The following is a 21,673-nucleotide window of genomic DNA, read 5'->3' as shown; positions in this document are numbered from 1 at the left end:
CGGCGCCATGGACGGCGACAAGCGGCCGGACCAGCTCGACTCCCCGGTCGTCGCGAAGCTGATCAAGGTCGGCTCGCGGTTCAACACCCGCCTGTACCGCCTCACCGGCGGTCGGGTGGGCGGCACGTGGCGGATCGGGGCCGGGCTGCGCAAGCCCGCCCCGGTGTGCCTGCTCACGACCATCGGCCGCAAATCCGGGCAGCCGCGGACAGCGCCGCTGATCTACCTGGCCGACGGCGACCGTTTCGTCGTCGTCGCCTCGCAGGGCGGGCTGCCCAAGCACCCCGCGTGGTACCTCAACCTGCAGGCGAATCCGCATGTCACCATCGAGGTCGGCGGCGACAAACACGAGCTGACGGCGCGCACGGCGTCGCCGGCGGAGAAGGCGCAGCTGTGGCCGCGCCTGGTCGCGCTCTACGCCGACTTCGAGACCTACGACGCGTGGACCGAGCGGGAGATCCCGGTCGTGATCTGCGAGCCCCGCGGCTAGCTGCTCATCTCGCGGATCGCCGCGCCCGCCCACCGGTCGAGGAAGGCGGCGAGGTCCGCGCGATCGCGCTTGCCGTCGTCGAGGACGAGTGACTGGAGCGTGCGCAGGATGATCTCGGAGATGTCGGCGAGTTGGCGCTCGCCCAGCCCCCACGACGGCCAGTCGACGGCCATGCGGCCCATCATCTCCCGGGCGAACCCCTGCCCGACCTCCGACGTGAAGTCGCCGACCACCGGCAGGCTCAGTTGGTCGCCGCGCAGGACCAGGCCGACGTAGTCGTCGTTGGCCAGCGCGCTCATCACGACCACCAGCCCTTTGACCACGGCCTCGTCGGGCCTCGTGTAGTCGGCGAGCTCGGCGGCCACCCTGTCGAGCAGCCCGCCGACCGCCCCCATCGCCGTCGCCGCCAGCAGGTCCCCGGTGCTCGGGAAGTACCGGTACACGGTCTGCCGGGTCACGCCGAGCTGCCGGGCGACGTCGGCCAGGCTCGTCGCCGGGCCGGTCTCGTCGATGCACTCGCGGGTGGCGGCGAGGATGCGGGCGACCGCCTCCTCGTCGTCGACGGGCGGGTTCCCGCCCCATCCGTGGGTGCGCATGGCTGCACAGCCTACCCAGCCGACCGTCGACGGATCGGCGACCATACACTCGATTCATTGATGTATGGTGTAGTGACCGCTGCCACAGCCGACCCCAACGCGGAGGATCTCCCATGACCGCAGTCCCCGATGCCTGTCCGATCAGCAAGGGCTTCGACTTCGCCGACCCCGACGTCCTCGAGCGCGGCATGCCCGTCGCCGAGTTCGCCCAACTCCGCAAGACCGCGCCGGTCTGGTGGAACGAGCAGCCGGTGATGGGCGAGATCTTCGGCGACGAGGGCTTCTGGGTGGTGACCAAGCACCAGCACGTCCGCGACATCTCCAAGGACAGCGGCCTGTGGTCGACGAATGAGAAGGGCGCGATCATCCGCCTGCCCGAGTACATGGAGCCCGACCAGCTCGAGTTCACCAAGGCGCTGCTGATCAACCACGATCCGCCCGAGCACACCCGCCTGCGCAAGATCGTGTCGCGGATGTTCACCCCGCGCGCGGTCCACTCGCTCGAGGAGCAGCTCACCAAGACGGCCCGCCGCGTCGTCGAGGAAGCCGCCGCCAAGGGCAACGGGGACTTCGTCGACGACGTCGCCATCCACCTGCCGCTCAAGGCGATCATGGGCCTGCTGGGCATCCCCGAAGAGGACCAGCACCGAATCCACCAGCTGGTCGACTCGATCATCAACTACAACGACCCGGACCAGCCTTTCGACCCGGTCACCGCGAACGCCGAGCTGATGGCCTACGCGTACCAGATGGCCGAGGAGCGCCGGAAGAACCCGACCGACGACATCGTCACCGCCCTCGTGCAGGCCGGCGAGGACGGCGAGGCGATGACCGAGCTCGAGTTCGGCTTCTTCGTCATCCTGCTCATCACCGCCGGCAACGAGACCACCCGCAACGCGACCAGCCACGGCATGAACGCCTTCTTCGACAATCCCGACCAGTGGGAGCTGTTCAAGAAGGACCGCCCGGCGACCGCGGTCGACGAGGTGCTGCGCTGGTCGACGCCGGTGCATGCCTTCCAGCGCACCGCCACCGCCGACACCCGGGTCGGCGACGTCGACATCGCCAAGGGCCAGCGCGTCGGACTGTTCTACAGCTCGGCCAACTACGACGAGGAGGTCTTCGACGACCCCTTCTCGTTCAACATCCTGCGCGACCCGAACCCGCACCTGGCCTTCGGCGGCAACGGCGCCCACTTCTGCATCGGCGCCAACCTCGCCCGCATGGAGTTGGGGCTGATCTTCAACGCCATCGCCGACGTCATGCCCGACATCAGCCGGGTCAGCGAGATCCGGCGGGTGCGCTCGGGCTGGCTCAACGGCGTGAAGGGCCTGGGCGTCGACTACGGCTGCCCGATGGCCAAGGCCTGATCTAGCCGACGCTGCGCGCGCTGTCGGCCCAGAACTGGGCGCGCAGCGCCTTCTTGTCCGGCTTGCCCAGCGCGGTGAGCGGCAGCGCGTCGACGAACAAGACCTCCTTGGGCGACTGCACGGCGCCCTTGCGGTCCTTGACCGCTGCCTTGATCTCGTCGGCGATGACGCTCTTGGCCTGATCGCTCTCACCGGCACCCGGGCGCAGCACGACGACGGCGGTGACCGCCTCACCCCACTTCTCGTCGGGGGCACCCACGACGCCGACCTGCGCGACGGCCGGGTTCTCGGCGATGACGTCCTCGACCTCGCGCGGGAACACGTTGAAGCCGCCGGACACGATCATGTCCTTGGTGCGGTCGACGATGAACCAGAAGCCGTCCTCGTCTTCGCGCGCCACGTCGCCGGTGTGCATCCAGCCCTCGGCGGTGAAGGTCTCGGCGGTCTGCTCCGGAAGGTCCAGGTAGCCGCCGGACAGCAGCGGACCGGACACGCAGATCTCCCCCGGCTCACCCTGGGCGACGGGCTTGCCGTCGCCGTCGAGCAGCGCGGTGCGCAGGAAGGCCGACGGGCGGCCACAGCTGCCGAGCCGGGCGGGGTCGTGCTCGTCGCGGCGCAGGTAGCTGATGACCATCGGCGCCTCGGACTGGCCGTAGTACTGGGCGAAGATCGGGCCGAAGCGCTCGATGGCCTCGGCCAAACGCACCGGGTTGATCGGCGAGGCGCCGTAGTAGACGGTCTCCAGCGACGACAGGTCGCGGGTCTTGGAGTCGGGGTGGTCCATCAGCGCGTAGAGCATCGACGGCACGAGCATGGTGGCGCTGATCTTCTGCTCCTCGATGGTCTTGAGGACCAGTGCGGGGTCGAAGGTCGGGAGCACGATCATCGTGCCGCCCTTCATCAGCGTCGGCGTGAAGAAGGCCGCGCCGGCGTGCGAGAGCGGCGTGCACATCAGGAAGCGCGGGCGCTCGGGCCACTCCCACTCGGCCAATTGGATCTGCGTCATCGTCGACATCGCGCGAGCGGTGCCGACGACGCCCTTGGGCTTACCGGTGGTGCCGCCGGTGTAGGTGATCGACACGACGTGGTCGGGGGCGAGGCGGGCGGCCTCGAGCGGCTTGGGCTCGAACCCCGCCGCCGTCGCGATGAGGTCGGTGCCGACCTCGGCGAGCTCCGGCGGAACCGGGCCGAGGGTCAACACCTTTGTGAGGCCGGGCACCTTCGCCAGGAGCTCGACGGTGCGCTCGACGAACTTGGGGACCGGGTCGATGATGATCGTCGAGACGCCCGCGTCGTTCAGGACGTAGGCGTGGTCGTCGGCCGAGCCGAGCGGGTGTAGTGCGGTGCGCCGGTAGCCCTGGGTCTGCCCGGCGCCGATGACGAGCAGGACCTCGGGCCGGTTCAACGCGAGCAGACCGACCGCCGTCCCGGTGCCGGCGCCGACGGCTTCGAAGGCCTGGACGTAGGTGCTGATCGCGGCGGCCATCTCGGCGCCGGTCAGCTCGACGTCGCCGAGCTGGAGGACTGGTCGGTTCGCGTGGCGGTGCAGGGCGGCGACGAGGTAGTCGCCGAGGTGGGTGTCACCGCGGAGGAGGTCGATTTCCGTCATACCGTCCAGATTAGGACGTGTTCTAGTTTGAGGGAAGTACAAGCGGATAACACGCAGTTCACACGCGGTTTCGTGTGTAACCGGAGTATCAAGAACGTGTTACATTTTTTCGGCTGCGAAACTACTCACCAGTAGACGCACCGGTAACAAGGATACGGCGTTACCATCGGCCTCATGACTGATCTGGACAAGACCACCGCCCGCCGCGACATCACCGACGCCCTGCTCACCGCGCTGGAGCGCCGCCACGAGGTCCTCGACGCCATCGTCGCCGCGGACAACCGCGCCGCCGCCGTCGACGCGGTCGCCGACCTGCTCGGCAAGTCCAAGCTCGGCGCCGAGGCCGTGTTGGGCATGTCCTTCTACCAGCTCACCAAGGATCAGCGCCGCCGCAACCAGGCCGAGCTCGAGGACCTGAACTCGACGCTGACCTTCACCCTCGCCGAGCGCCCCGCCTCCAGCGGCGACACCCTCGAACTGCGCCCCTTCTCCCCCGACGACGATGCGGACCTGTTCGCCGAGCGCACCGCCGAGCAGGGCTCGGCCGGCGACGGCTCGGGCAAGCCGGCCGGCGCCCTGCACGACGAGATGTCCGCCGCCGCCGACCGCGTCGACGACGAAGAGGCCGTGTGGCTGACGGCCGTCGAGGGCGACGCCAAGGTCGGCCTGGTCATGGGCGAGCTCACCGACGGCGAGGTCGACGTGCGGATCTGGATCCGCCCCGCCCGCCGCAAGCAGGGCTTCGGCATGGCCACCCTGCGCAAGTCGCGTTCGGAGATGGCCGCACTCTTCCCGGGTGTGCCGATGGTCGTGCGGGCGCCCGGCGCCTGACGCCCGGCCGAGCGCGGTTCCGGTCTAGCGGGCGCCGTAGACCGGAACCGGCGCGGGCGAGTCGGCGATCAGCTTGGCGACCGCGGGTCCGACCTCGGCGGGCTCCCAGCGGGCCCCCTTGTCCGTGGTCGCGGCCCGCTGCCAGCCGTCGAGCGCGGTGATCACGCCGCCCTCGACCTCGAAGACCCGACCGGACACGTCGCCGGACTGCGCCGAACCGAGCCACACGACCAGGGGCGAGATGTTCGCCGGGTCCATGGCGTCGAAGGAACCGTCCTCGGGGGCGGCCATCTGTGCGGCCATCGCCTCGCCGGCGCCCATGGTCATGGCGGTGCGGGCCGCCGGGGCGATCGCATTGACGGTGATGCCGTAGCCGCCGAGCTCGGCGGCCGCCTGGATGGTCAGCTCGGCGATGCCCGCCTTGGCGGCGGCGTAGTTGCCCTGGCCGACCGAGCCGAACAGTCCGGCGCCCGACGACGTGTTCACCACGCGTGCCTGTCGCTGCGCACCGGCCTTCGACTGGGCGCGCCAGTACTCGGCGGCGTGGCGCAGGATCACGAAGTGGCCCTTGAGGTGCACGCGCACGACCGAGTCCCACTCGTCCTCCGAGAGCGACACCAGCATGCGGTCGCGCACGAAGCCGGCGTTGTTCACGACGGTGTCCAGGCCGCCGAACTCGTCGATGGCCGTCTTGACCAGCTCAGCGCCCGCGGCCCAGTCGGCGACGTCGGCCCCGTTCGCGACCGCCTTGCCGCCGGCGGCGACGATCTCGTCGGCGACGGCCTGCGCGGCCTCCTTCGCGTAGTCGTTGACGACGACACTCGCGCCGTCGGCGGCGAAGGCCAGCGCGTGGGCGCGGCCGATGCCCTGCCCGGCGCCGGTGACGATGACGACGCGGTCGGTGCTGATCTGCTCGGACATGGTTGCTCCTTGAAGTCGATGGTTCGGAATCAGACGCGGTTGTCGGCGTTGCCGGCGTCGAGGAAGGCGGGCTTCTCGCCGCCGCCGTGCACGGTGAGGGTCGATCCGGTGATGTACCCGGCGAGCGGGGACAGCAGGAAGGCGACGGCGTTGCCGATGTCGGCGGGCGCGGCCAGGCGGCCCATCGGGATGGTCGCCCCCACGGCGGCCACCCCGTCCTCGTCGCCGTAGTGCATGTGCGACAGCTCGGTCTCGACCGGGCCGCAGACGACCGAGTTGAGGCGCACCGCCGGCGCCCACTCGACGGCGAGGCTGGCGGTCAGATTGTCCAGGCCGGCCTTGGCGGCCCCGTACGCCGAGGTCCCCGGCGACGGTCGGTGGCCGCTCACGCTGGAGACGTTGACGATCGCTCCCCCGCCCTCCTGCTCGGCCATCACCGCGTGGGCGGCCCGGGCCACGACCAGCGGCGCGACGAGGTTCAGCTCGACGATCTTGCGGGCGAAGTTGTCCGACGCATCGGCGGCGAGTGCGAACGGTGAGCCGCCGGCGTTGTTGACCACACCGTCGAGTCGACCGTGCTTGTCGACGATCGCGGCGATCATCGCCGCGACGGCATCGGAGTCGCGCACGTCGCAGGAATGGAACTCGAATCCGTTCCCGGCGTCCGGCTTGTTCCGGGCGCACACGATCGGGATCGCGCCGAGCCCGTCCAACACCGTCGCGATTCCCGCACCGACCCCTCGGGCACCGCCGGTCACCAAGACCACTCGACCCTTCAGGCCGAGATCAGCGGTGCTTGACGTCGCGAGACGCGTCGGTGTCATGGCTGCTACTCTAACAAACAACCAAGCACTTGCTTGGTTTGCCCAGAGATGAGGAGCCGCACCCGTGCCCATCACGACCACTCGCGGTGCCGCGGGGTCCGATGACTCCGGCATCGTGACCATCACCGTCGACTTCCCACCGGTCAACGCGCTGCCCAGCGCGGCCTGGTTCGAATTGGCCGACACCATCACCGCCGCGGGCGCCGACGAGACCACCCACGTGGTGATCCTGCGGGCGCAGGGCCGCGGCTTCAACGCCGGCGTCGACATCAAGGAGATGCAGCAGACCAGCGGCTTCGACGCACTCATCGCTGCGAACCAGGGTTGCGCGGCCGCCTTCTCCGCGGTCTACGACTGCGCGGTCCCGGTCATCGTCGCGGTCAACGGCTTCTGCGTCGGCGGCGGCATCGGCCTGGTCGGCAACGCCGATTGCATCGTCGCCTCCGACGACGCGGTCTTCGGCCTCCCCGAGGTCGATCGCGGCGCGCTCGGCGCGGCCACCCACCTGGCGCGCCTGATGCCCCAGCACATGATGCGCACGCTGTACTACACCGCGCAGAACGCGACCGCCCAGCAGCTCCACCAGTTCGGCTCGGTGTACAAGGTCGTGCCGCGCGCCGAGCTCGACGACGCCGCCCTCGAGGTCGCGCGCATGATCACCACCAAGGACACCCGCGTCATCCGTCGCGCCAAGGCCGCGATCAACGGCATCGACCCGGTCGACGTCAAGAACAGCTACCTGCTCGAGCAGCGCTACACCTACGAACTGAATCTGGCGGGCGTCGCCGACGAGCACCGCGACGCGTTCGTCGAGACCGGGAAGGCGAAGAAGTAATGGCAACCGACAAGACCTCATCGCTCGACGATGTGATCGGCGAGCTGCGCGACGGGATGACCATCGGGATCGGCGGCTGGGGCTCGCGGCGCAAGCCGATGGCACTGGTGCGCGCGCTGGCCCGCTCGAACGTCACGGACCTGACCGTCGTCACCTACGGCGGCCCCGACCTCGGCCTGCTGTGCGAGGCCGGCAAGGTCACCAAGGCCTACTACGGCTTCGTGTCGCTGGACTCGGCGCCGTTCTACGACCCCTGGTTCGCCAAGGCGCGCACCACCGGCGCGATCACCGTGCGCGAAATGGACGAGGGCATGGTCAAGTGCGGCCTGGAGGCCGCCGCGGCGCGCCTGCCGTTCCTGCCGATCCGCGCCGGCCTCGGCTCGGACGTCCCCAACTTCTGGGAGGGCGAGCTCAAGACCGTCGAGTCTCCGTATGCCGACGCCGACGGCCGCACCCAGACGCTGATCGCAATGCCGGGCCTGCGCCTGGACGCCGCATTCGTCCACCTGGACCGAGCGGACTGCCACGGCAACGCCGCCTACACCGGCGTCGACCCGTACTTCGACGACCTCTACCTGGCCGCCGCCGACCGCCGCTACCTGGAGACCGACGAGCTCGTCTCCACCGAGGACCTGGTCGGTTCGGTCGAGCGCGAGCGCCTGCTGGTCAACCGGATGAACGTCGACCGCGTCGTGCACGCGCCGAACGGCGCGCACTTCACCTTCGCCGGCGGCTACGGCCGAGACGAGGCGTTCCAGCGGTTCTACGTCGAGGCCGCCGGCGAGGATGACACCTGGGCCGCCTTCAAGGCGCGCTTCCTCGACATCGACGAGCAGACCTATCAGTCCGAGGTCGCCAAGTGGCAGACCGAGCAGGAGGACAGCAAGTGAGTACCGACATCACCCGCGCCGAGTACTGCGTCGCGGCCTGCGCCGACATCTTCACCGGCGCCGGCGAGATCATGGCGTCGCCGATGGCGCCGACGCCGCTGCTGGGCGCCCGCCTGGCCCGCCTGACCACCGAGCCCGACCTGCTGATCACCGACGGCGAGGCGCTGATCTTCGCCGACACCCCGGCCATCGGCAAGCCCGGTCCGATCGAGGGCTGGATGCCCTTCCGGAAGGTCTTCGACGTCGTCGCGTCGGGCCGCCGCCACGTGGTGATGGGTGCCAACCAGATCGACCGCCACGGCAACCAGAACCTGTCGGCCTTCGGTCCGCTGCAGCACCCCAAGCGCCAGATGTTCGGCGTGCGCGGGGCGCCGGGCAACACCATCAACCACCCGACGAGCTACTGGGTGGCGCGGCACAGCTCGCGGGTGTTCGTCGACCAGGTCGACATCGTCTCGGGCGTTGGCTTCGACAAGGTCGATCCGAAGAATCCGGCGTACGACCACCTGAACATCCACCGCGTTGTCACCAACCTGGGCGTCTTCGACTTCAACGGCCCCGACCACACGATGCAGGCGCTGTCGCTGCACCCGGGTGTCACCGCCGCCGAGGTCGCCGAGAACACGACCTTCGAGATCGTCGGGCTGGACAAGGCGCCGGAGACCGCCGCGCCCACCGACGAGCAGCTGCGCATCATCCGCGAGGTGCTCGACCCCAAGGGTGTGCGCGACCGCGAGGTGAAGGCGTGAGCGCGCCGACGCTGTCCACCCGGTTCACCGAGCTGGTCGGGGTGAAGTACCCGATCGTGCAGACCGGCATGGGCTGGGTGTCGGGCCCGGCGCTGACCTCGGCGACGGCCAACGCCGGCGGTCTGGGCATTCTCGCCTCGGCGACGATGACCTACGACGAGCTCGAGGCGGCCATCGCCAAGACCAAGTCGCTGACCGACAAGCCCTTCGGCGTGAACCTGCGCGCCGACGCCACCGATGCCGGCGAGCGGATCGACCTGCTCATCCGCGAGGGCGTGAAGGTCGCGTCGTTCGCGCTGGCGCCCAAGCCCGAGCTGATCGCGAAGCTGAAGGACAACGGCGTCGTGGTCATCCCGTCGATCGGCGCGGCCAAGCACGCCGTGAAGGTCGCCTCGTGGGGCGCCGACGCGGTCATCGTGCAGGGCGGCGAGGGCGGTGGGCACACCGGCCCGGTCGCCACGACACTGCTGCTGCCGTCGGTCATCGACGCCCTCGGGGGCAAGGAAGGGCAGACCTCGATCCCCGTTGTCGCCGCCGGAGGCTTCTTCGACGGTCGCGGCCTCGTCGCGGCGCTGGCCTACGGCGCCGAGGGCGTGGCGATGGGCACCCGCTTCCTGCTGACGTCGGACTCGGCGGTGCCGGACTCGGTCAAGCAGGAGTACCTGACCCGCGGCCTGGGTGACACGGTCGTGTCGACGAAGGTCGACGGCATGCCGCACCGCGTGCTGCGGACCCAGCTGGTGGAGGCCCTCGAGAGCGGCTCGAGCGTCAAGGCGCTGGCCGCCGCCGCTCGCAACGCCAACGAGTTCAAGCAGATGACCGGCATGCGCTGGACGACCATGCTGCGCGACGGCCGGACCATGAAGAAGTCCGGCGAGCGCACCTGGCAGCAGGTCATCATGGCCGGCAACACGCCGATGCTGCTCAAGGCCGGCCTCGTCGAGGGGCGCACCGATGCCGGCGTGCTCGCGTCGGGCCAGGTGGTCGGCATGATCGAGGACCTGCCGTCGTGCGAGGAGCTGATCGAGTCGATCATGACCCAGGCGCACGCGCGGCTGGCGGCACTGAAGAAACTCGGTTAATCCCTAGTAACTGAGTGGGTTTGGGGTGATAATCACCCCATGGCGCACACCCCTCCCCTGTGGACCCCCGACGCCGAGCGCATCGCGCGGGCCCGGATCACCGAGTTCGCGGCGAGGGCCGGGCACGCCTCGGACGACTACGCCGCGCTGTGGGAGTGGTCGACGAGCGCACCCGAGTCGTTCTGGGCGGCCGTGTGGGACTACTTCGACCTCGACGCCGCGAGCAGCGGGTACTCCGAGGTGCTCCCCGACGCACAAATGCCCGGCGCGCGCTGGTTCGACGGTGCCGAGGTGAACTTCGGCGAGTATCTGCTGGGCCGTGGTGAGCCCGGTGACGTCGCGGTGATCGCAACCGACGAGTCCGGGTCGTCGACGACGTGGACCCGGGCCGACCTGCGCGAGGCCGCCGGCGCCCTGGCGGCGACGCTGGCGCAGGCCGGGGTCGGCCGCGGCGACGTGGTCGTCGGCTATCTGCCGCACATCGCCGAGACGATCGTCGCCTTCGCCGCCACCGCCTCGCTCGGCGCGATCTGGTCGTGTGTCGGGCAGGACTACGTCGCCGACGCCGCGATCGACCGCTTCGGCCAGCTCGAGCCGACGGTGCTCATCACCGCGACCGGCTACACCTTCGGCGGCAAGCAACACGACCGCCGCGCCGACATCGAGCGCCTGCGCGCGGGGCTGCCCACCGTGGACCTGACCATCGTCATCGGGCGCCTGGGCTTTTCCGCCGACGGCCTGGGGACCGCGTGGGCCGAGGCCGTGGCCCGCCCGGCCGCCTTCGAGCCGGTCCGCGTCCCCTTCGACCACCCGCTGTGGGTGCTGTTCTCCTCCGGTACGACCGGCATCCCCAAGGGCCTCGTCCACGGCCACGGCGGGATCCTCGTCGAGATGCTCAAGCAGCTCGGGCTGCACTGGGACCTGGGGCCCGGCGACCGGCTGTTCTGGTACACCTCGCCCAGCTGGATGATGTGGAACGCCCAGATCGCCGCATTGGCGGTCGGCGCCTCGGTGATCTGCTACGACGGCTCGCCCACCTTCCCCGACGCCGCCGCGATGTGGGACCTCGTCCACGAGCACGGCGCCACGTTCTTCGGCACCAGCCCCGGGTATCTGCTCGCCTCACAGAGCGCGGGGGTGAGCCCGGTCAGCGGCACCCGCACGCTCGCCTCGCTCCGGTCGATGGGCTCCACCGGATCGCCCCTGTCCCCCGATGTGCACCGCTGGCAGGCCGAGCAACTGCCCGACGTGCCGCTCTGGTCGCTGTCGGGCGGCACCGACGTCTGCAGCGCGTTCATCGCGGGCGCGCCGACGGTGCCGGTCTGGCCTGGCGAGCTGTCGGTGCGCTGCCTGGGCGCCGACGTGCAGGCCTGGGACCCCGACGGCGATCCGGTGCCGGTCGGCGCGGTCGGCGAACTCGTGTTGGCCAAACCACTGCCGAGCATGCCGGTGAAGCTGTGGAACGACCCCGACGGGCAGCGTTACCGGGACGCCTACTTCGAGATGTACCCGCACGCGTGGCGCCAGGGCGACTGGATCACGCTGACCGAGCGCGACACCGTCGTCATCCACGGCCGCTCGGACTCGACGCTCAACCGACACGGCGTCCGGATGGGCAGCGCCGACATCTACGCGGCGGTGGACACCGTCGACGGCGTCGCCGAGTCGCTGGTCATCGGCGCCGAACAACCCGACGGCTCCTATTGGATGCCGCTGTTCGTCGTACTCGAACCCGGCCGCGACCTCGACGACGACCTGGTCGCCACCATCAAGACGCGGATCCGTGAGCGGGCCTCGGCGCGGCACGTCCCCGACGAGGTGATCGCCGTGCCCGGCATCCCGCACACCAAGACCGGCAAGAAGTTGGAGATCCCGGTCAAGCGGCTGCTGCAGGGGGCCGACATCGGCGCGGTCGCCAACCCCGCCTCCGTCGACGATCCGGAGCTGTTGGCGGTCTACGCCGAACTCGCACGTCGACGCGACCGCTAGGCTCGGCGGCGTGGATCTGCGCCGCTACCCCGACGTCGAGGGACCCGGGCTGGTCGCCGTGGACGCGGCCGACCGGCTGATCCTCGACGAGGCGGCGGCGTTCACCGGTGCACTTACCCGCGGTGAGGTCTGCGTCCTCGACGATGCCTACGGGGCACTCACCCTGGGGCTCCTCGACGGCGTTGACGGTGCAGGTGAGATCCGCGTCCACCAGGACCTGGTGACCGGGGAGCGCGCACTGGCGGCGAACGCCGAGCGCAACGGACTGTCCGGCTACACCTCGATGCCTTTCAGTCCTGCCGCCATCGCCGATGCCCGGCTCGTCGTCATGCGCCTCCCGCGATCGTTGGACCGGCTCGCCGAAGCGGCAGCGCTCCTCGCCGCCCACGCCGCACCCGACGTCGTGGTCGTCGCAGGCGGCCGGATCAAGCACATGACCCCGCGGATGAACGAGGTGCTGGGCGCGGTGTTCGACCGCGTCGACGTGACCCATGCGCGGCAGAAGTCACGGGTGCTGCTGGCCCGCGGCCCGCGCGTCGAGGCGGCCGCCGACGCCCTCTCCACGTGGCCGCGAACCGAGCACCACACCGATCCCGACCTCACGATCGCCGCCCACGGCGGCGTCTTCGCCGGTACCGGCATCGACATCGGGACGCGGTTCCTGCTCGACCAGCTGGACGGAGCCGCCGGGACGACGGTCGTGGACCTCGGGTGCGGAAACGGCAGCGCGGCGGCGTGGTTCGCACGCACCCGTCCCGACTCGCGGGTACTCGCCACGGACCGCTCGGCCCTCGCGGTGGCGTCGGCGCGGGCCACCGTCGAGGCCAACGGCGTGGCCGCCCGGGTGGACGCGGTGCGGGCCGATGCGGCGGAGACCGTCGAGGACGGCGGCACGGACCTCGTACTGCTCAACCCGCCGTTCCACTCCGACGCGGCCCTCAGCACGGGGATCGCCGAGCACCTGTTCGCCGAGGCGAGACGGGTGCTGCGGCCCGGCGGTGAACTGTGGTGCGTGTGGAACTCGCACCTGCGCTATCGCAGCGCGCTGGAGCGAATGGTCGGCCCGACCCGTCAGATCGCGCGGAACCGCAAGTTCACCGTCACCGCCTCGACCCGCGACTGACCGCGGGGAATCCCGTCGCGCCGTCGCCGGTTGTATCCACGCATGGACGCCGCCCGCGAGACCCTGCTGCCCGTGCTGGCCGAACGCCTCAGTGCCGCGGCATTCGACCCCCACCACGACATCGACGAGACCACGGTGGACCTGCTGCTGCAAGCCGCCGGGCGCGCGCCGTCGGCGGGCAATTCACAGCCGTGGTCGTTCATCGTCGGCCGGCGCGGCGACGCCGTTCACGACGCCCTCGTCGACTGCCTGGCACCCAGCACCCGTCGCTGGGCCCCGGCGGCGGGACTGCTGCTGGTCAACCTGGCGCAGATCCGCGTCGAGGACGGCGACCTCGAGTACTCGGAGTTCTCCCACTACGACTTGGGACAGGCCGTCGCGCATCTCACCGTTCAGGCGGGCGCACTGGGCCTGTCGGTGCATCAATTCCGCGCGTTCGACCGCGACGCGGTGGCAGCCGCCTTCGACGTGGCCGACCACTGGGAGGCGACGAGCATGGCGGCGGTCGGCGCGCCCAGCGGTCCCACCCCGCGTCTGACCCCCGACGGCCACTCGTCGTCGACGCCGGAGCGGCGTTCACTCGACGAGATCACCTGGGCGCGCGTCTGAGGGATCACCGCCGCGGTCCGGCCGCCTCCGCCGGCGGCGCCACCCGGCCGGGCAGCGTGAAGGCCAGCACCGTCGCCAAGGCGGCGAAGCCGATCGACCACCAGAAGGCGATGTCGAACGAGGCGGAGACCCCGGACGGGCCGTGCGCGCCACGCGTCAGGAGGGCGGACTGCAGGATGACGGCGAGCACCGCCGTGCCGAACGACCCGCCGAGCTGCTGCGCGGTTCGGGTGATGATGCTCGAGTGCGGGATGTCGGCCGCCGGCAACCCCTGATACGACGCGACCATCAGCGGCATGATGATCGCGCCGAGCCCGAATCCGCGCACCACCAGCACGGCCATCAACAGCCACTTGTCGGTGGTGGCGGTGCTGAGGGCGAACGGGATGGTCGCCAGGCCGACGACGGCGAACCCGAAGAGCGCGACAGCACGCGTCCCGATGGTGTCCGACAACCGGCCGGCCAGGCTCCGGCTGCCGAGCATGCCGATGCCCTGCGGGATGAGGAAGAGTCCGGCTCCCAGGGCGTCCATCCCGCGCAGCTCCTGCAGGTAGAGCGGGAGCAGCAGCATGATGCCGTATGCGGCGACACCGGAGAGGAACAGCAGCGCCGACGCCGAGGCGACCGGCCGGTAGCGCAGGAGCCGGACGTCGACCAGGGCACGGTCGCCGACCTTCGTCGCATAGGCGACAAAGGCCGCGAGGAGAAGCGCGCCGGCCAGGATCGGGATCCACGCGTCCCGGGCCCCGAAGCCGTCGTGTCCGGCGGAGTTCGACAGGCCGACCAGGAGGGCGACGAGCGCGGGAAGCAGCAGGACCGCGCCGATGACGTCGAGCCGCGGACGCACGGCGGGCGGCTCGTCGGTGGGCAGCCAGCGCCAGGCGAGCAGCAACGACACGACACAGAAGGGCACGTTCACCCAGAACAACCACGGCCAGTCGAACCAGTGCAGGATGGCGCCGCCGACGACCGGCCCCAGGATCGGTCCGAGCATCGCGGGCAGGCCGACGGTCGCGGCCAGGCGGCCCAGGTTCCGGCCACCGGCGCGCTGCATGAGCAGCGTCTGCATCAACGGCATCATGATGCCGCCGCCGATGCCCTGGACGACGCGGAAGGCGATCAGGCTCGACGCACTCCACGCGAGACTGCACAGCACCGAGCCGATCAGGAAGAGCGAGACAGCGAGGATCCAAGCGCGCTTGCCGCCGATCCGCTGCTGCAGCCAGCCGGTGAGTGGCACCGTCGCGGCCAAGGCGAGCACATACCCGGTCGTCACCCACTGGATGGTCGAGACCGGCGCCTTCAGGTCGGACGAGAGCGAGTGGAGCGCGATGCTCATGATCGTCGTGTCGAAGACGACCGCCAGCACCCCGATGATGAACACCGCGATCAGCTTCTTCTCTTCGCGGCCCAATGAGTCCGGCTGGGGCCGGGCGGTCTCGGCTGAGGTCATCTGCACTCTCCTCGCATCTGTTAGATACATTTCTGTATCCAACGGTCAAGGTAGTCCCGAATGTTAAGATACGCAAGTGACTCTTAATGAGCCGGAGGCGTCGCGGACCAGGCGGCGGGGTGATGAACTCGAGAACGCCCTCCTCGACGCGGCATGGGACGAACTCGAGGAGCGCGGCGTCGCAGCATTCACCTTCGACGCGGTCGCCAAGCGGGCCCGGACGAGCCGTCCGGTGCTGTACCGCCGCTGGCCGACGCGCGAGGACCTGATCATCGCGGCGATCCGCCACTACTCCGACCAGCGTCCGGTCGAGGTCCCCGACACCGGCAGCCTGCGCGGCGACCTGCTCGAGCTCCTGCATCAGCTCGCCGAGCAGCGGACCGGCCTGGCGGTACCGATGGTGGTGCAGCTGGGCAACCTCTACGAGTCCGGGATCACCATGGCGCAGGCCCGCGAACAGCTGATCCAATCGCGGACCCCGTCGGACACGATCATCCTCGAGCGGGCCGATGCGCGCGGCGAGATCGACCTGGCCAAGATCCCACCCGCGGTCCGTTCGCTACCGCTCGACCTGTGGCGCCACCACGTGCTCATGACCTTCGGCCCCATCGACGACGACTACGCCCGAACGATCGTCGACGACATCTTCCTCCCCCTCGCGGCGTATCACTCCGCCAAAGACTGAGGCGGTCGCCCACCGGTGACCATGCCGCCGCGCAGGACCTGTTCGGCAGGCCGGGGTGCGATCTCCGGGGGCAGCACGAGGATCCCGCTCGAGACCGTTCGGATCACCAGATAGCCGCGCTCCATCCGCTGCACAGACGCGACCTGGGAGTAGTCGATGACCGATTGGGCGCCGCCGTCGATGACCCGGAACGCGGTGTCGCCGAAGCCGGAGGCCCACTCCGTACCGGGTGCCGCGATCGCGCGGAAACGGCGTCGAACGTTGCGCGTGTCGATGGCGACGGCGAGCGCGAGGGTCAGCGGCACCAGCACCAGCAGCCACCACCACCCGGTGAGTGCGGCGATGGCGGCGAAAATCACCGTCTGGACGGCCAGCACGATCCACGGTCGGCGCGAGTGGCGGTAGTAGCGCCACAGGCCGTCGCGGGTGAAGCGCCGGGCGTCGCCCTCACCGCAGACATACGTGTACTGGATCTCGGGGATGTCGGCGGTCATCGCGGGAGGATGCCGTCCAGCACGACGCCCAGGTACTGGTCGGCGATCTCGTCGACGGTCTTGGGGCCACCGGGGCGGTACCAGCGGACCGCGACCCACACCGTGTCGCGCAGGAAGCGGTAGACCAGGTCGACGTCCAGGTCGGCCCGGAAGTCGCCCTCGGCGACCCCCCGTCGCAGCACCGACTCCCACAGCTGACGAAACTCGATGTTGCGTTCGTTGATGTAGCCGAACCGCTCTTGCGACGCGAGATGTCGCGCCTCGTTCTGGTAGATCGCGACGGCCGTGTGGCGCTCGTCGATGGCCTCGAAGGAGGCGACGACCAGCTGTCGCAGTGTCTCGGTGGCCGGCAGGCCGGCCGCGGCGATCGAGCGGTACCGGTCGAAGAGCCCGTCGAGGAAGGCCCGCAGCAGCTCGTCGACCATCGACTCCTTCGAGTCGAAGTGGTGGTACAGGCTGCCCGAGAGGATCCCGGCGGTATCGGCGATGTCGCGCACCGTCGTCGAGCGCAGCCCACGGTCGGCGAAGAGCTCGCCGGCGATCCCGAGCAGCTCGTCGCGCCGGGTCGCGCCGGAGCCGGCACCCGTCTTCGTCGCCACCACACCTCCCAGGGATTTCCGTCGACTCTTCACCCTAGCAAGTGCTTGGTTGTTACCCTCCGCTACAAGACCTCGAGGAAGGCCAAACCCATGATCACCAAGAAGCTCATCGTCACGCTGACCGCCCTCGCAGCGGTGTTCGGCGGCACCCTCGCCGTCCAACCCGCCCCCGCAGAGGCGGCCGTGACCGGGGCGCGCGTCTGCGCCCGGATCGGCGGCGATCCCTACGTCGGGCCGATGACCATCAACAACCGCAACTTCTGGGACTTCGGCGCCAAGCGGACGTTGAACTCGTCGCCGCGCGGATGCATGGTGTTCGGCGGCCTGCAGTCCCGCCGCGCCTACCGGGTCGTCGTCGACCGCATCTTCTCCAGCTGCAACAGTGGCACCCGGGCGGACGGGACGACGTACCGCTGGGGCAGCGAGGGCCACGAAGTCGGCTCCAGCCGCTGGGGCGTGACGCGGCGCGGCAGCGTCGTCGACCTGGGCACCTTCCGGGTGCGCCGGGTCTACCAGGCCTGCTGACCGACCGCCGTCACCCGACGCGGGAGGGGCGGGTCGGCACCGGGCCGGCCGTCGAGCCGCGCACCGGCTTGGCCGCCGCACGGGTGACCATCGGCAGCAGCCACAGGAAGATGCCCAGGTCGCCGACGACCGTCGACAGCATGCGGTTGTGGACGAATCCGACCGAGACACCCGTCGCCGGGTCCGCCCAGCCGAAACATCCGGCGATGCCGACGTGCCCGAATCCGTTCGCGACCGGGATCGGCGCACGGTGGAAGCCGTGGTTCCACGACATCGGCAGGCCCAGGCCGCGGTCACGGCGCCAGCGGTACGGGCCGTCGAAGGAGCGGACCGCTTCCTCGGACAGGAACCGCTTGCCGTCGAGCGTGCCGTCGGTGGCCAGCGGTGCGTAGATGCGCGCGAGGGCGCGCGCAGTCGCGACACCGTTCGCCGCCGGCATCTGGGTCTCCAGCAGCGCCGGGTCCCGGCCCTTGAGGAGCTCGGCACTGCCGGCACCGGCGTCGACGCTGCCGACCATGTTGCCCAGCGACGTCGGCAGGTGCTTGACCACCGAGAACACCGCGTCACTCAGCCCGTACTCGCCGATGTGGAACGGGTCGACGAACTCGGCCACGGTCATCGGGCTGCCGGCCGGCGGCGCACCGAGGGACAGCTCGTCGATGCCGAGCGGCTCGGCGAGCTCGGTCTGCCAGAGTTCGCGCATCGACTTGCCCGTCACCGCACCGGCCAGCCCGCTCATGAGCCAACCGAAGGTCAACGCGTGGTACGCCGGTGACCCGTAGTGCCGGTCGGGCATGGCCTCGGCCAGCCGCGAGTGCATCAGTTCGTGGTCGAGGAGGTCGGAGGCGTCCTCGGCGATCCCCCGCAGCTGCGACAGTCCACCGCGGTGCAGCATCAGCTGGCGGACCGTGATCCGCTCACCGCTGCGCGAGGCGAATTCCGGCCAGTACGTCGCGACCGGCTCGTCGTAGTCGATGAGGCCGCGGTCGGCCAGCCGGTGGATGACGAGCGCGGACAGGCCCTTCGACGCGGAGTAGAGCATCGCGCCGGTCGACTGCGTCCACGGCTGCTTGCCCCGGCGATCGCAGGTTCCGGCCCAGATGTCGACGATCGGCTTGCCGTCCTCGTACACGCACAGCGCGCCGCCGCCGTTGAGGCGACCGCCGAAGAGGCGGGTGAACGCCTTGCCGACTCCCTCGAACCGGGGGTCGCAGGTCCCCTTCTGCGCCACCGTCACCGTTTGGCGTTCTTGCGGATCGACCCGCGCAGGAAACGGCGGAACATGTTCATCTGGGTCTCGGTCATCTTCTTGTCGCGGTCGGTGAACGGTGCCGACATCATCTCGGCGAAGTTGATCGGCATCGACGACACCGTGACCGCCCGGGCGTGGCTGAAGGTCTCGAACCCGAACTGGCCGTGGTAGTTGCCCATTCCGGAACGGCCGACGCCGCCGAAGGGCAGTCCGTGCGACAGCAGGTGCAACGCGAAGTCGTTACCGCTGATCGAGCCGCTGCGCGTGTGGTCGGCGACGCGGGCCATGCGCGCGTTGTCCTTGCCGACCCAGTACAGGGTCAGCGGGTGGCCGGCCGAGTTGATCTTGTCGATCGCCTCGTCCAGCTCCCGGTACGGGTAGACCGACAGGACCGGTCCGAAGACCTCGTCCTCCTCGATCTTCATGCCGGCCTTGACGCCGGTCAGCAGGGTCGGCGGGATCTTGCGCGCGTCGGCGTTGGGCAGCTGTTCGCCGGCCGGGATGACCTGGCGCTTGGTGGCACCCAGCTCCACCGCGTCGTCGATCAGCCCGACGATGCGGGTGTAGTTCTTCTCGTTGATCGTCGAGGTGTACTCGCGGTTCCCGACGATGGACGGGAAGTTGGTGGTCCAGCGCTCGATGACCTTGTCGGTGAACTCGCCGAGCTTGCTCTCCGGGACGAACACGTAGTCCGGGCAGAGGCAGACCTGGCCGCCGTTGACCATGCGGGCGTCGGCGAGGAACTTGGCCGCGTCGTCGATGTCGGCGTCGACGTCCACGATGGCGGGGTTCTTGCCGCCGAGCTCGAGGGTCACCGGGACCAGGTTCTTACCGGCCTCCGACGCCACCGAGGCGCCCACCTCGGGCGAACCCGTGAAGAACATGTGGTCGACCTTCAGCTTGGCGAAGTCCGAGCCGCCGCCGTGCTTGGGGGTGATGACCGCCAGCTCTTCGATCGAGAAGTAGTCCGGCGCGTGCTTGGCGATGACCTCGGTGGTCTTCGCGGTGATCGACGACGGGCGCAGCAGCACGCGGTTGCCCGCGGCGAACGCCGAGCCCGCGGGCACGACCGTCAGCTGCAGCGGGAAGTTCCACGGCCCCATGATGCCGACGACGCCGAGCGGGTCGTGGCGCAGGCGCTGCTTGAAGCCGAGGGCGCCCTGGAGCTTGGCGACGTTGGTCTCCTTCATCCACTTCGCGACGCTGCGGCGCTGATGGGTGAGGTCGATCATGCAGCCCGCGACATCCGCCGCGATGGAGAGTTCGCGCGGGCGCGTGCCGAAGTCGGCGTCGAGGGCCTCGCAGATCTCGTCGGCGTTGTCGAGCAGCAGGGCCTGCAGCCGGTTGATGCGGTCGATCCGCGTCTTCGCATCGGGGATCCCGTCGCGCAGGAAAGCGGCGCGCTGGATCTCCAGCAGTTCTTCCATGGTGTGGGTCTCGGACGAGACCTTGTCACCGGTGCGCACTCCGGCTTCGGCTGGCTTGGTCATGCGGGAACTCCAATACGGTGAGACAAATCCACTGATCTATCCCAAGCCTACCCCGAAGGTGGCGCCGGTCACAGCCCCGCCTGGGCGGGAATGCCGGTCAGAGCCGTTCGATGATGGTGACGTTGGCCGTGCCGCCGCCCTCGCACATCGTCTGCAGACCGTAGCGGCCGCCCGTGCGCTCGAGTTCGTTGAGCATCGTCGCGAACAGCTTGGCCCCGGTGGCGCCGAGCGGGTGGCCCAGCGCGATGCCGCCGCCGTTGCGGTTGACCCGCGCCGGATCGGCGCCGGTCTCCTTGAGCCAGGCGAGGACGACCGGTGCGAAGGCCTCGTTGATCTCGACGACGTCGATGTCGTCGATGCTCATGCCGGTCTTCTCCAGCGCGTACTTGGTGGCCGGGATCGGTGCCGAGAGCATCATCACCGGATCGTCGCCGCGCACCGACATGTGGTGGATGCGGGCGCGCGGCGTCAGGCCGTACTCCTTGAGCGCCTTCTCCGAGACGACCAGGGCCGCCGACGAGCCGTCGCAGATCTGCGACGCGACGGCGGCGGTCAGGTCGGAGCCGGGGGCCAGCACGTCCAGCGACGCCATCTTCTCCAGCGAGGTCTCGCGCGGGCACTCGTCGACGACGCAGTCCCCCAGCGGCACGTACTCGGCGTCGAAGCGCCCCTCGGCGATGGCCGCACGGGCGCGCTCATGGCTCTGCAGCGCCCACTCCTCCATGTCGCGGCGGCTGATGTCCCACTTCTTGGCCATCATGTCGGCGCCGACGAACTGGCTGATCTCGGCGTCGCCGAAGCGCTTGGTCCAGCCCGGCGACTCGGCGGTCGGCGTGGTGAAGCCCAACTCCTGGCCGGCGATCATCGCCTGGCTGATGGGGATGGCGCTCATGTTCTGGACGCCGCCGGCGAGCACCACGTCCTGGGTGCCGCTCATGACGCCCTGCGCCGCGAAGTGGATCGCCTGCTGGCTCGAGCCGCACTGGCGGTCGACGGTGGTGCCGGGGACGCCCAGCGGCATCCCGGCGGTCAACCACGCGGTGCGGGCGATGTTGCCGGCCTGCGGTCCGATGGTGTCGACACAGCCGAAGACGACGTCGTCGACGACCTCCGGGTCGATGCCGGTGCGCTCGACGATCGACGAGATGACGTGTGCGCCGAGGTCGGCGGGGTGGACCTTGGCGAGCGATCCGTTGCGCTTGCCGACCGGGGTGCGGACGGCGTCGACGATGTAGGCCTGGGGGGTGCTCATGGGGG

Annotated in this window: 22 protein-coding genes; 12 read left to right on the top strand and 10 right to left on the bottom strand. The window is 69.9% G+C overall.

Annotated elements, in window-relative coordinates; translation table 11 throughout:
* The first annotated feature begins 7 nt into the window (after window positions 1–7).
* Entirely contained in the window at window positions 8–490 is a 483-nt protein-coding gene (locus QM634_RS05770; protein ID WP_415041816.1) for a nitroreductase family deazaflavin-dependent oxidoreductase, read from the top strand.
* Here the strand turns inward: QM634_RS05770 and QM634_RS05765 are convergent.
* Window positions 487–1,086, bottom strand: coding sequence for a TetR/AcrR family transcriptional regulator (locus QM634_RS05765; protein WP_415041815.1), 600 nt, complete (start codon window positions 1,084–1,086; stop codon window positions 487–489). The genes QM634_RS05770 and QM634_RS05765 overlap by 4 nt on opposite strands.
* Window positions 1,087–1,199: 113 nt before the next feature.
* Here QM634_RS05765 and QM634_RS05760 point away from each other — a divergent pair, with 113 nt between their 5' ends.
* Window positions 1,200–2,456 carry a cytochrome P450 gene (locus QM634_RS05760; RefSeq protein ID WP_415041814.1) on the top strand — a complete coding sequence of 419 codons (1,257 nt, stop codon included), beginning with the start codon at window positions 1,200–1,202 and terminating at the stop codon, window positions 2,454–2,456.
* A gap of 1 nt (window position 2,457) precedes the next feature.
* Here QM634_RS05760 and fadD8 read toward each other — a convergent pair whose 3' ends face one another.
* Window positions 2,458–4,065 carry a fatty-acid--CoA ligase FadD8 gene (fadD8, locus tag QM634_RS05755; RefSeq protein WP_415041813.1) on the bottom strand — a complete coding sequence of 536 codons (1,608 nt, stop codon included), beginning with the start codon at window positions 4,063–4,065 and terminating at the stop codon, window positions 2,458–2,460.
* A 174-nt stretch (window positions 4,066–4,239) separates the two neighbouring features.
* On the opposite strand from fadD8, the gene QM634_RS05750 reads away from it, so the two are divergent.
* The gene (locus QM634_RS05750) at window positions 4,240–4,896 is read left to right on the top strand and encodes a GNAT family N-acetyltransferase (RefSeq protein ID WP_415041812.1); all 657 of its coding nucleotides are present in this window, start codon (window positions 4,240–4,242) and stop codon (window positions 4,894–4,896) included.
* 24 nt (window positions 4,897–4,920) lie between these two features.
* Here the strand turns inward: QM634_RS05750 and QM634_RS05745 are convergent, their stop codons facing one another.
* Together QM634_RS05745 and QM634_RS05740 are read right to left on the bottom strand one after the other, a co-directional pair.
* Complete coding sequence (locus QM634_RS05745) at window positions 4,921–5,817, bottom strand: SDR family oxidoreductase (protein WP_415041811.1); 897 nt, start codon at window positions 5,815–5,817, stop codon at window positions 4,921–4,923.
* 29 nt (window positions 5,818–5,846) lie between these two features.
* Window positions 5,847–6,641, bottom strand: coding sequence for an SDR family oxidoreductase (locus tag QM634_RS05740; protein ID WP_415041810.1), 795 nt, complete (start codon window positions 6,639–6,641; stop codon window positions 5,847–5,849).
* Between the two features lie 64 nt (window positions 6,642–6,705).
* Between QM634_RS05740 and QM634_RS05735 the strand changes: the two genes are divergently transcribed.
* The 7 genes from QM634_RS05735 to QM634_RS05705 are packed head-to-tail and all read left to right on the top strand — an operon-like array spanning window position 6,706 to window position 13,918.
* On the top strand, window positions 6,706–7,476 hold the full coding sequence (locus tag QM634_RS05735) for an enoyl-CoA hydratase family protein (RefSeq protein ID WP_415041809.1): 771 nt from the start codon (window positions 6,706–6,708) through the stop codon (window positions 7,474–7,476).
* Window positions 7,476–8,366: a CoA transferase subunit A gene (locus QM634_RS05730; protein WP_415041808.1), complete on the top strand. Its 891-nt coding sequence runs from the start codon at window positions 7,476–7,478 to the stop codon at window positions 8,364–8,366. Before QM634_RS05735 ends, QM634_RS05730 begins: the two co-directional genes overlap by 1 nt.
* A complete protein-coding gene (locus QM634_RS05725; RefSeq protein WP_415041807.1) occupies window positions 8,363–9,115 on the top strand; it encodes a CoA-transferase subunit beta in 753 nt (250 codons plus the stop codon). Before QM634_RS05730 ends, QM634_RS05725 begins: the two co-directional genes overlap by 4 nt.
* The gene (locus QM634_RS05720; protein ID WP_415041806.1) at window positions 9,112–10,197 is read left to right on the top strand and encodes an NAD(P)H-dependent flavin oxidoreductase; all 1,086 of its coding nucleotides are present in this window, start codon (window positions 9,112–9,114) and stop codon (window positions 10,195–10,197) included. The genes QM634_RS05725 and QM634_RS05720 overlap by 4 nt, the downstream gene beginning before the upstream one ends.
* 39 nt (window positions 10,198–10,236) lie before the next feature.
* Complete coding sequence (locus QM634_RS05715; RefSeq protein WP_415041805.1) at window positions 10,237–12,186, top strand: acetoacetate--CoA ligase; 1,950 nt, start codon at window positions 10,237–10,239, stop codon at window positions 12,184–12,186.
* Window positions 12,187–12,196: 10 nt separating this feature from the next.
* Window positions 12,197–13,309, top strand: coding sequence for a class I SAM-dependent methyltransferase (locus QM634_RS05710; RefSeq protein ID WP_415041804.1), 1,113 nt, complete (start codon window positions 12,197–12,199; stop codon window positions 13,307–13,309).
* Between the two features lie 42 nt (window positions 13,310–13,351).
* The gene (locus tag QM634_RS05705; protein ID WP_415041803.1) at window positions 13,352–13,918 is read left to right on the top strand and encodes a nitroreductase family protein; all 567 of its coding nucleotides are present in this window, start codon (window positions 13,352–13,354) and stop codon (window positions 13,916–13,918) included.
* Window positions 13,919–13,922: 4 nt separating this feature from the next.
* On the opposite strand, the gene QM634_RS05700 is transcribed toward QM634_RS05705, so the two are convergent.
* Window positions 13,923–15,371 carry an MDR family MFS transporter gene (locus QM634_RS05700; protein ID WP_415041802.1) on the bottom strand — a complete coding sequence of 483 codons (1,449 nt, stop codon included), beginning with the start codon at window positions 15,369–15,371 and terminating at the stop codon, window positions 13,923–13,925.
* Window positions 15,372–15,447: 76 nt separating this feature from the next.
* Between QM634_RS05700 and QM634_RS05695 the strand changes: the two genes are divergently transcribed.
* Entirely contained in the window at window positions 15,448–16,056 is a 609-nt protein-coding gene (locus QM634_RS05695; RefSeq protein WP_415041801.1) for a TetR/AcrR family transcriptional regulator, read from the top strand.
* Here the strand turns inward: QM634_RS05695 and QM634_RS05690 are convergent.
* Entirely contained in the window at window positions 16,038–16,550 is a 513-nt protein-coding gene (locus QM634_RS05690; RefSeq protein ID WP_415041800.1) for a hypothetical protein, read from the bottom strand. The genes QM634_RS05695 and QM634_RS05690 overlap by 19 nt on opposite strands.
* Window positions 16,547–17,149 carry a TetR family transcriptional regulator gene (locus QM634_RS05685; RefSeq protein ID WP_415041799.1) on the bottom strand — a complete coding sequence of 201 codons (603 nt, stop codon included), beginning with the start codon at window positions 17,147–17,149 and terminating at the stop codon, window positions 16,547–16,549. The genes QM634_RS05690 and QM634_RS05685 overlap by 4 nt, the downstream gene beginning before the upstream one ends.
* Before the next feature lie 90 nt (window positions 17,150–17,239).
* On the opposite strand from QM634_RS05685, the gene QM634_RS05680 reads away from it, so the two are divergent.
* Window positions 17,240–17,674: a hypothetical protein gene (locus QM634_RS05680; protein ID WP_415041798.1), complete on the top strand. Its 435-nt coding sequence runs from the start codon at window positions 17,240–17,242 to the stop codon at window positions 17,672–17,674.
* 10 nt (window positions 17,675–17,684) lie between these two features.
* Here QM634_RS05680 and QM634_RS05675 read toward each other — a convergent pair whose 3' ends face one another.
* The 3 genes from QM634_RS05675 to QM634_RS05665 all read right to left on the bottom strand — a co-directional run bounded on the left by QM634_RS05675 (window position 17,685) and on the right by QM634_RS05665 (window position 21,668).
* The gene (locus QM634_RS05675; RefSeq protein WP_415041797.1) at window positions 17,685–18,911 is read right to left on the bottom strand and encodes a serine hydrolase domain-containing protein; all 1,227 of its coding nucleotides are present in this window, start codon (window positions 18,909–18,911) and stop codon (window positions 17,685–17,687) included.
* Entirely contained in the window at window positions 18,908–20,416 is a 1,509-nt protein-coding gene (locus QM634_RS05670) for an aldehyde dehydrogenase family protein (protein ID WP_415041796.1), read from the bottom strand. Before QM634_RS05670 ends, QM634_RS05675 begins: the two co-directional genes overlap by 4 nt.
* A 97-nt stretch (window positions 20,417–20,513) precedes the next feature.
* Complete coding sequence (locus tag QM634_RS05665) at window positions 20,514–21,668, bottom strand: acetyl-CoA C-acetyltransferase (RefSeq protein WP_415041795.1); 1,155 nt, start codon at window positions 21,666–21,668, stop codon at window positions 20,514–20,516.
* Between the last annotated feature and the right edge of the window lie 5 nt (window positions 21,669–21,673).

The organism is Gordonia sp. (in: high G+C Gram-positive bacteria), assembly GCF_047606305.1.
Classification (GTDB): Bacteria; Actinomycetota; Actinomycetes; order Mycobacteriales; family Mycobacteriaceae; genus Gordonia.
The sequence above is the reverse complement of the archived record's forward strand: the minus strand, read 5'-3'. Positions and strand labels throughout refer to the sequence as shown.

What these genes read in the sequence shown, in the direction of transcription:
- QM634_RS05750 (WP_415041812.1), top strand. Translation starts at nt 4,240, where the DNA reads ATGACTGATCTGGACAAGACCACCGCCCGCCGCGACATCACCGACGCC.
- QM634_RS05730 (WP_415041808.1), top strand. Translation starts at nt 7,476, where the DNA reads ATGGCAACCGACAAGACCTCATCGCTCGACGATGTGATCGGCGAGCTG.
- QM634_RS05765 (WP_415041815.1), bottom strand. Translation starts at nt 1,086, where the DNA reads ATGCGCACCCACGGATGGGGCGGGAACCCGCCCGTCGACGACGAGGAG.
- QM634_RS05715 (WP_415041805.1), top strand. Translation starts at nt 10,237, where the DNA reads ATGGCGCACACCCCTCCCCTGTGGACCCCCGACGCCGAGCGCATCGCG.
- fadD8 (WP_415041813.1), bottom strand. Translation starts at nt 4,065, where the DNA reads ATGACGGAAATCGACCTCCTCCGCGGTGACACCCACCTCGGCGACTAC.
- QM634_RS05670 (WP_415041796.1), bottom strand. Translation starts at nt 20,416, where the DNA reads ATGACCAAGCCAGCCGAAGCCGGAGTGCGCACCGGTGACAAGGTCTCG.
- QM634_RS05680 (WP_415041798.1), top strand. Translation starts at nt 17,240, where the DNA reads ATGATCACCAAGAAGCTCATCGTCACGCTGACCGCCCTCGCAGCGGTG.
- QM634_RS05690 (WP_415041800.1), bottom strand. Translation starts at nt 16,550, where the DNA reads ATGACCGCCGACATCCCCGAGATCCAGTACACGTATGTCTGCGGTGAG.
- QM634_RS05665 (WP_415041795.1), bottom strand. Translation starts at nt 21,668, where the DNA reads ATGAGCACCCCCCAGGCCTACATCGTCGACGCCGTCCGCACCCCGGTC.
- QM634_RS05700 (WP_415041802.1), bottom strand. Translation starts at nt 15,371, where the DNA reads ATGACCTCAGCCGAGACCGCCCGGCCCCAGCCGGACTCATTGGGCCGC.
- QM634_RS05760 (WP_415041814.1), top strand. Translation starts at nt 1,200, where the DNA reads ATGACCGCAGTCCCCGATGCCTGTCCGATCAGCAAGGGCTTCGACTTC.
- QM634_RS05745 (WP_415041811.1), bottom strand. Translation starts at nt 5,817, where the DNA reads ATGTCCGAGCAGATCAGCACCGACCGCGTCGTCATCGTCACCGGCGCC.
- QM634_RS05705 (WP_415041803.1), top strand. Translation starts at nt 13,352, where the DNA reads ATGGACGCCGCCCGCGAGACCCTGCTGCCCGTGCTGGCCGAACGCCTC.
- QM634_RS05740 (WP_415041810.1), bottom strand. Translation starts at nt 6,641, where the DNA reads ATGACACCGACGCGTCTCGCGACGTCAAGCACCGCTGATCTCGGCCTG.
- QM634_RS05770 (WP_415041816.1), top strand. Translation starts at nt 8, where the DNA reads ATGGACGGCGACAAGCGGCCGGACCAGCTCGACTCCCCGGTCGTCGCG.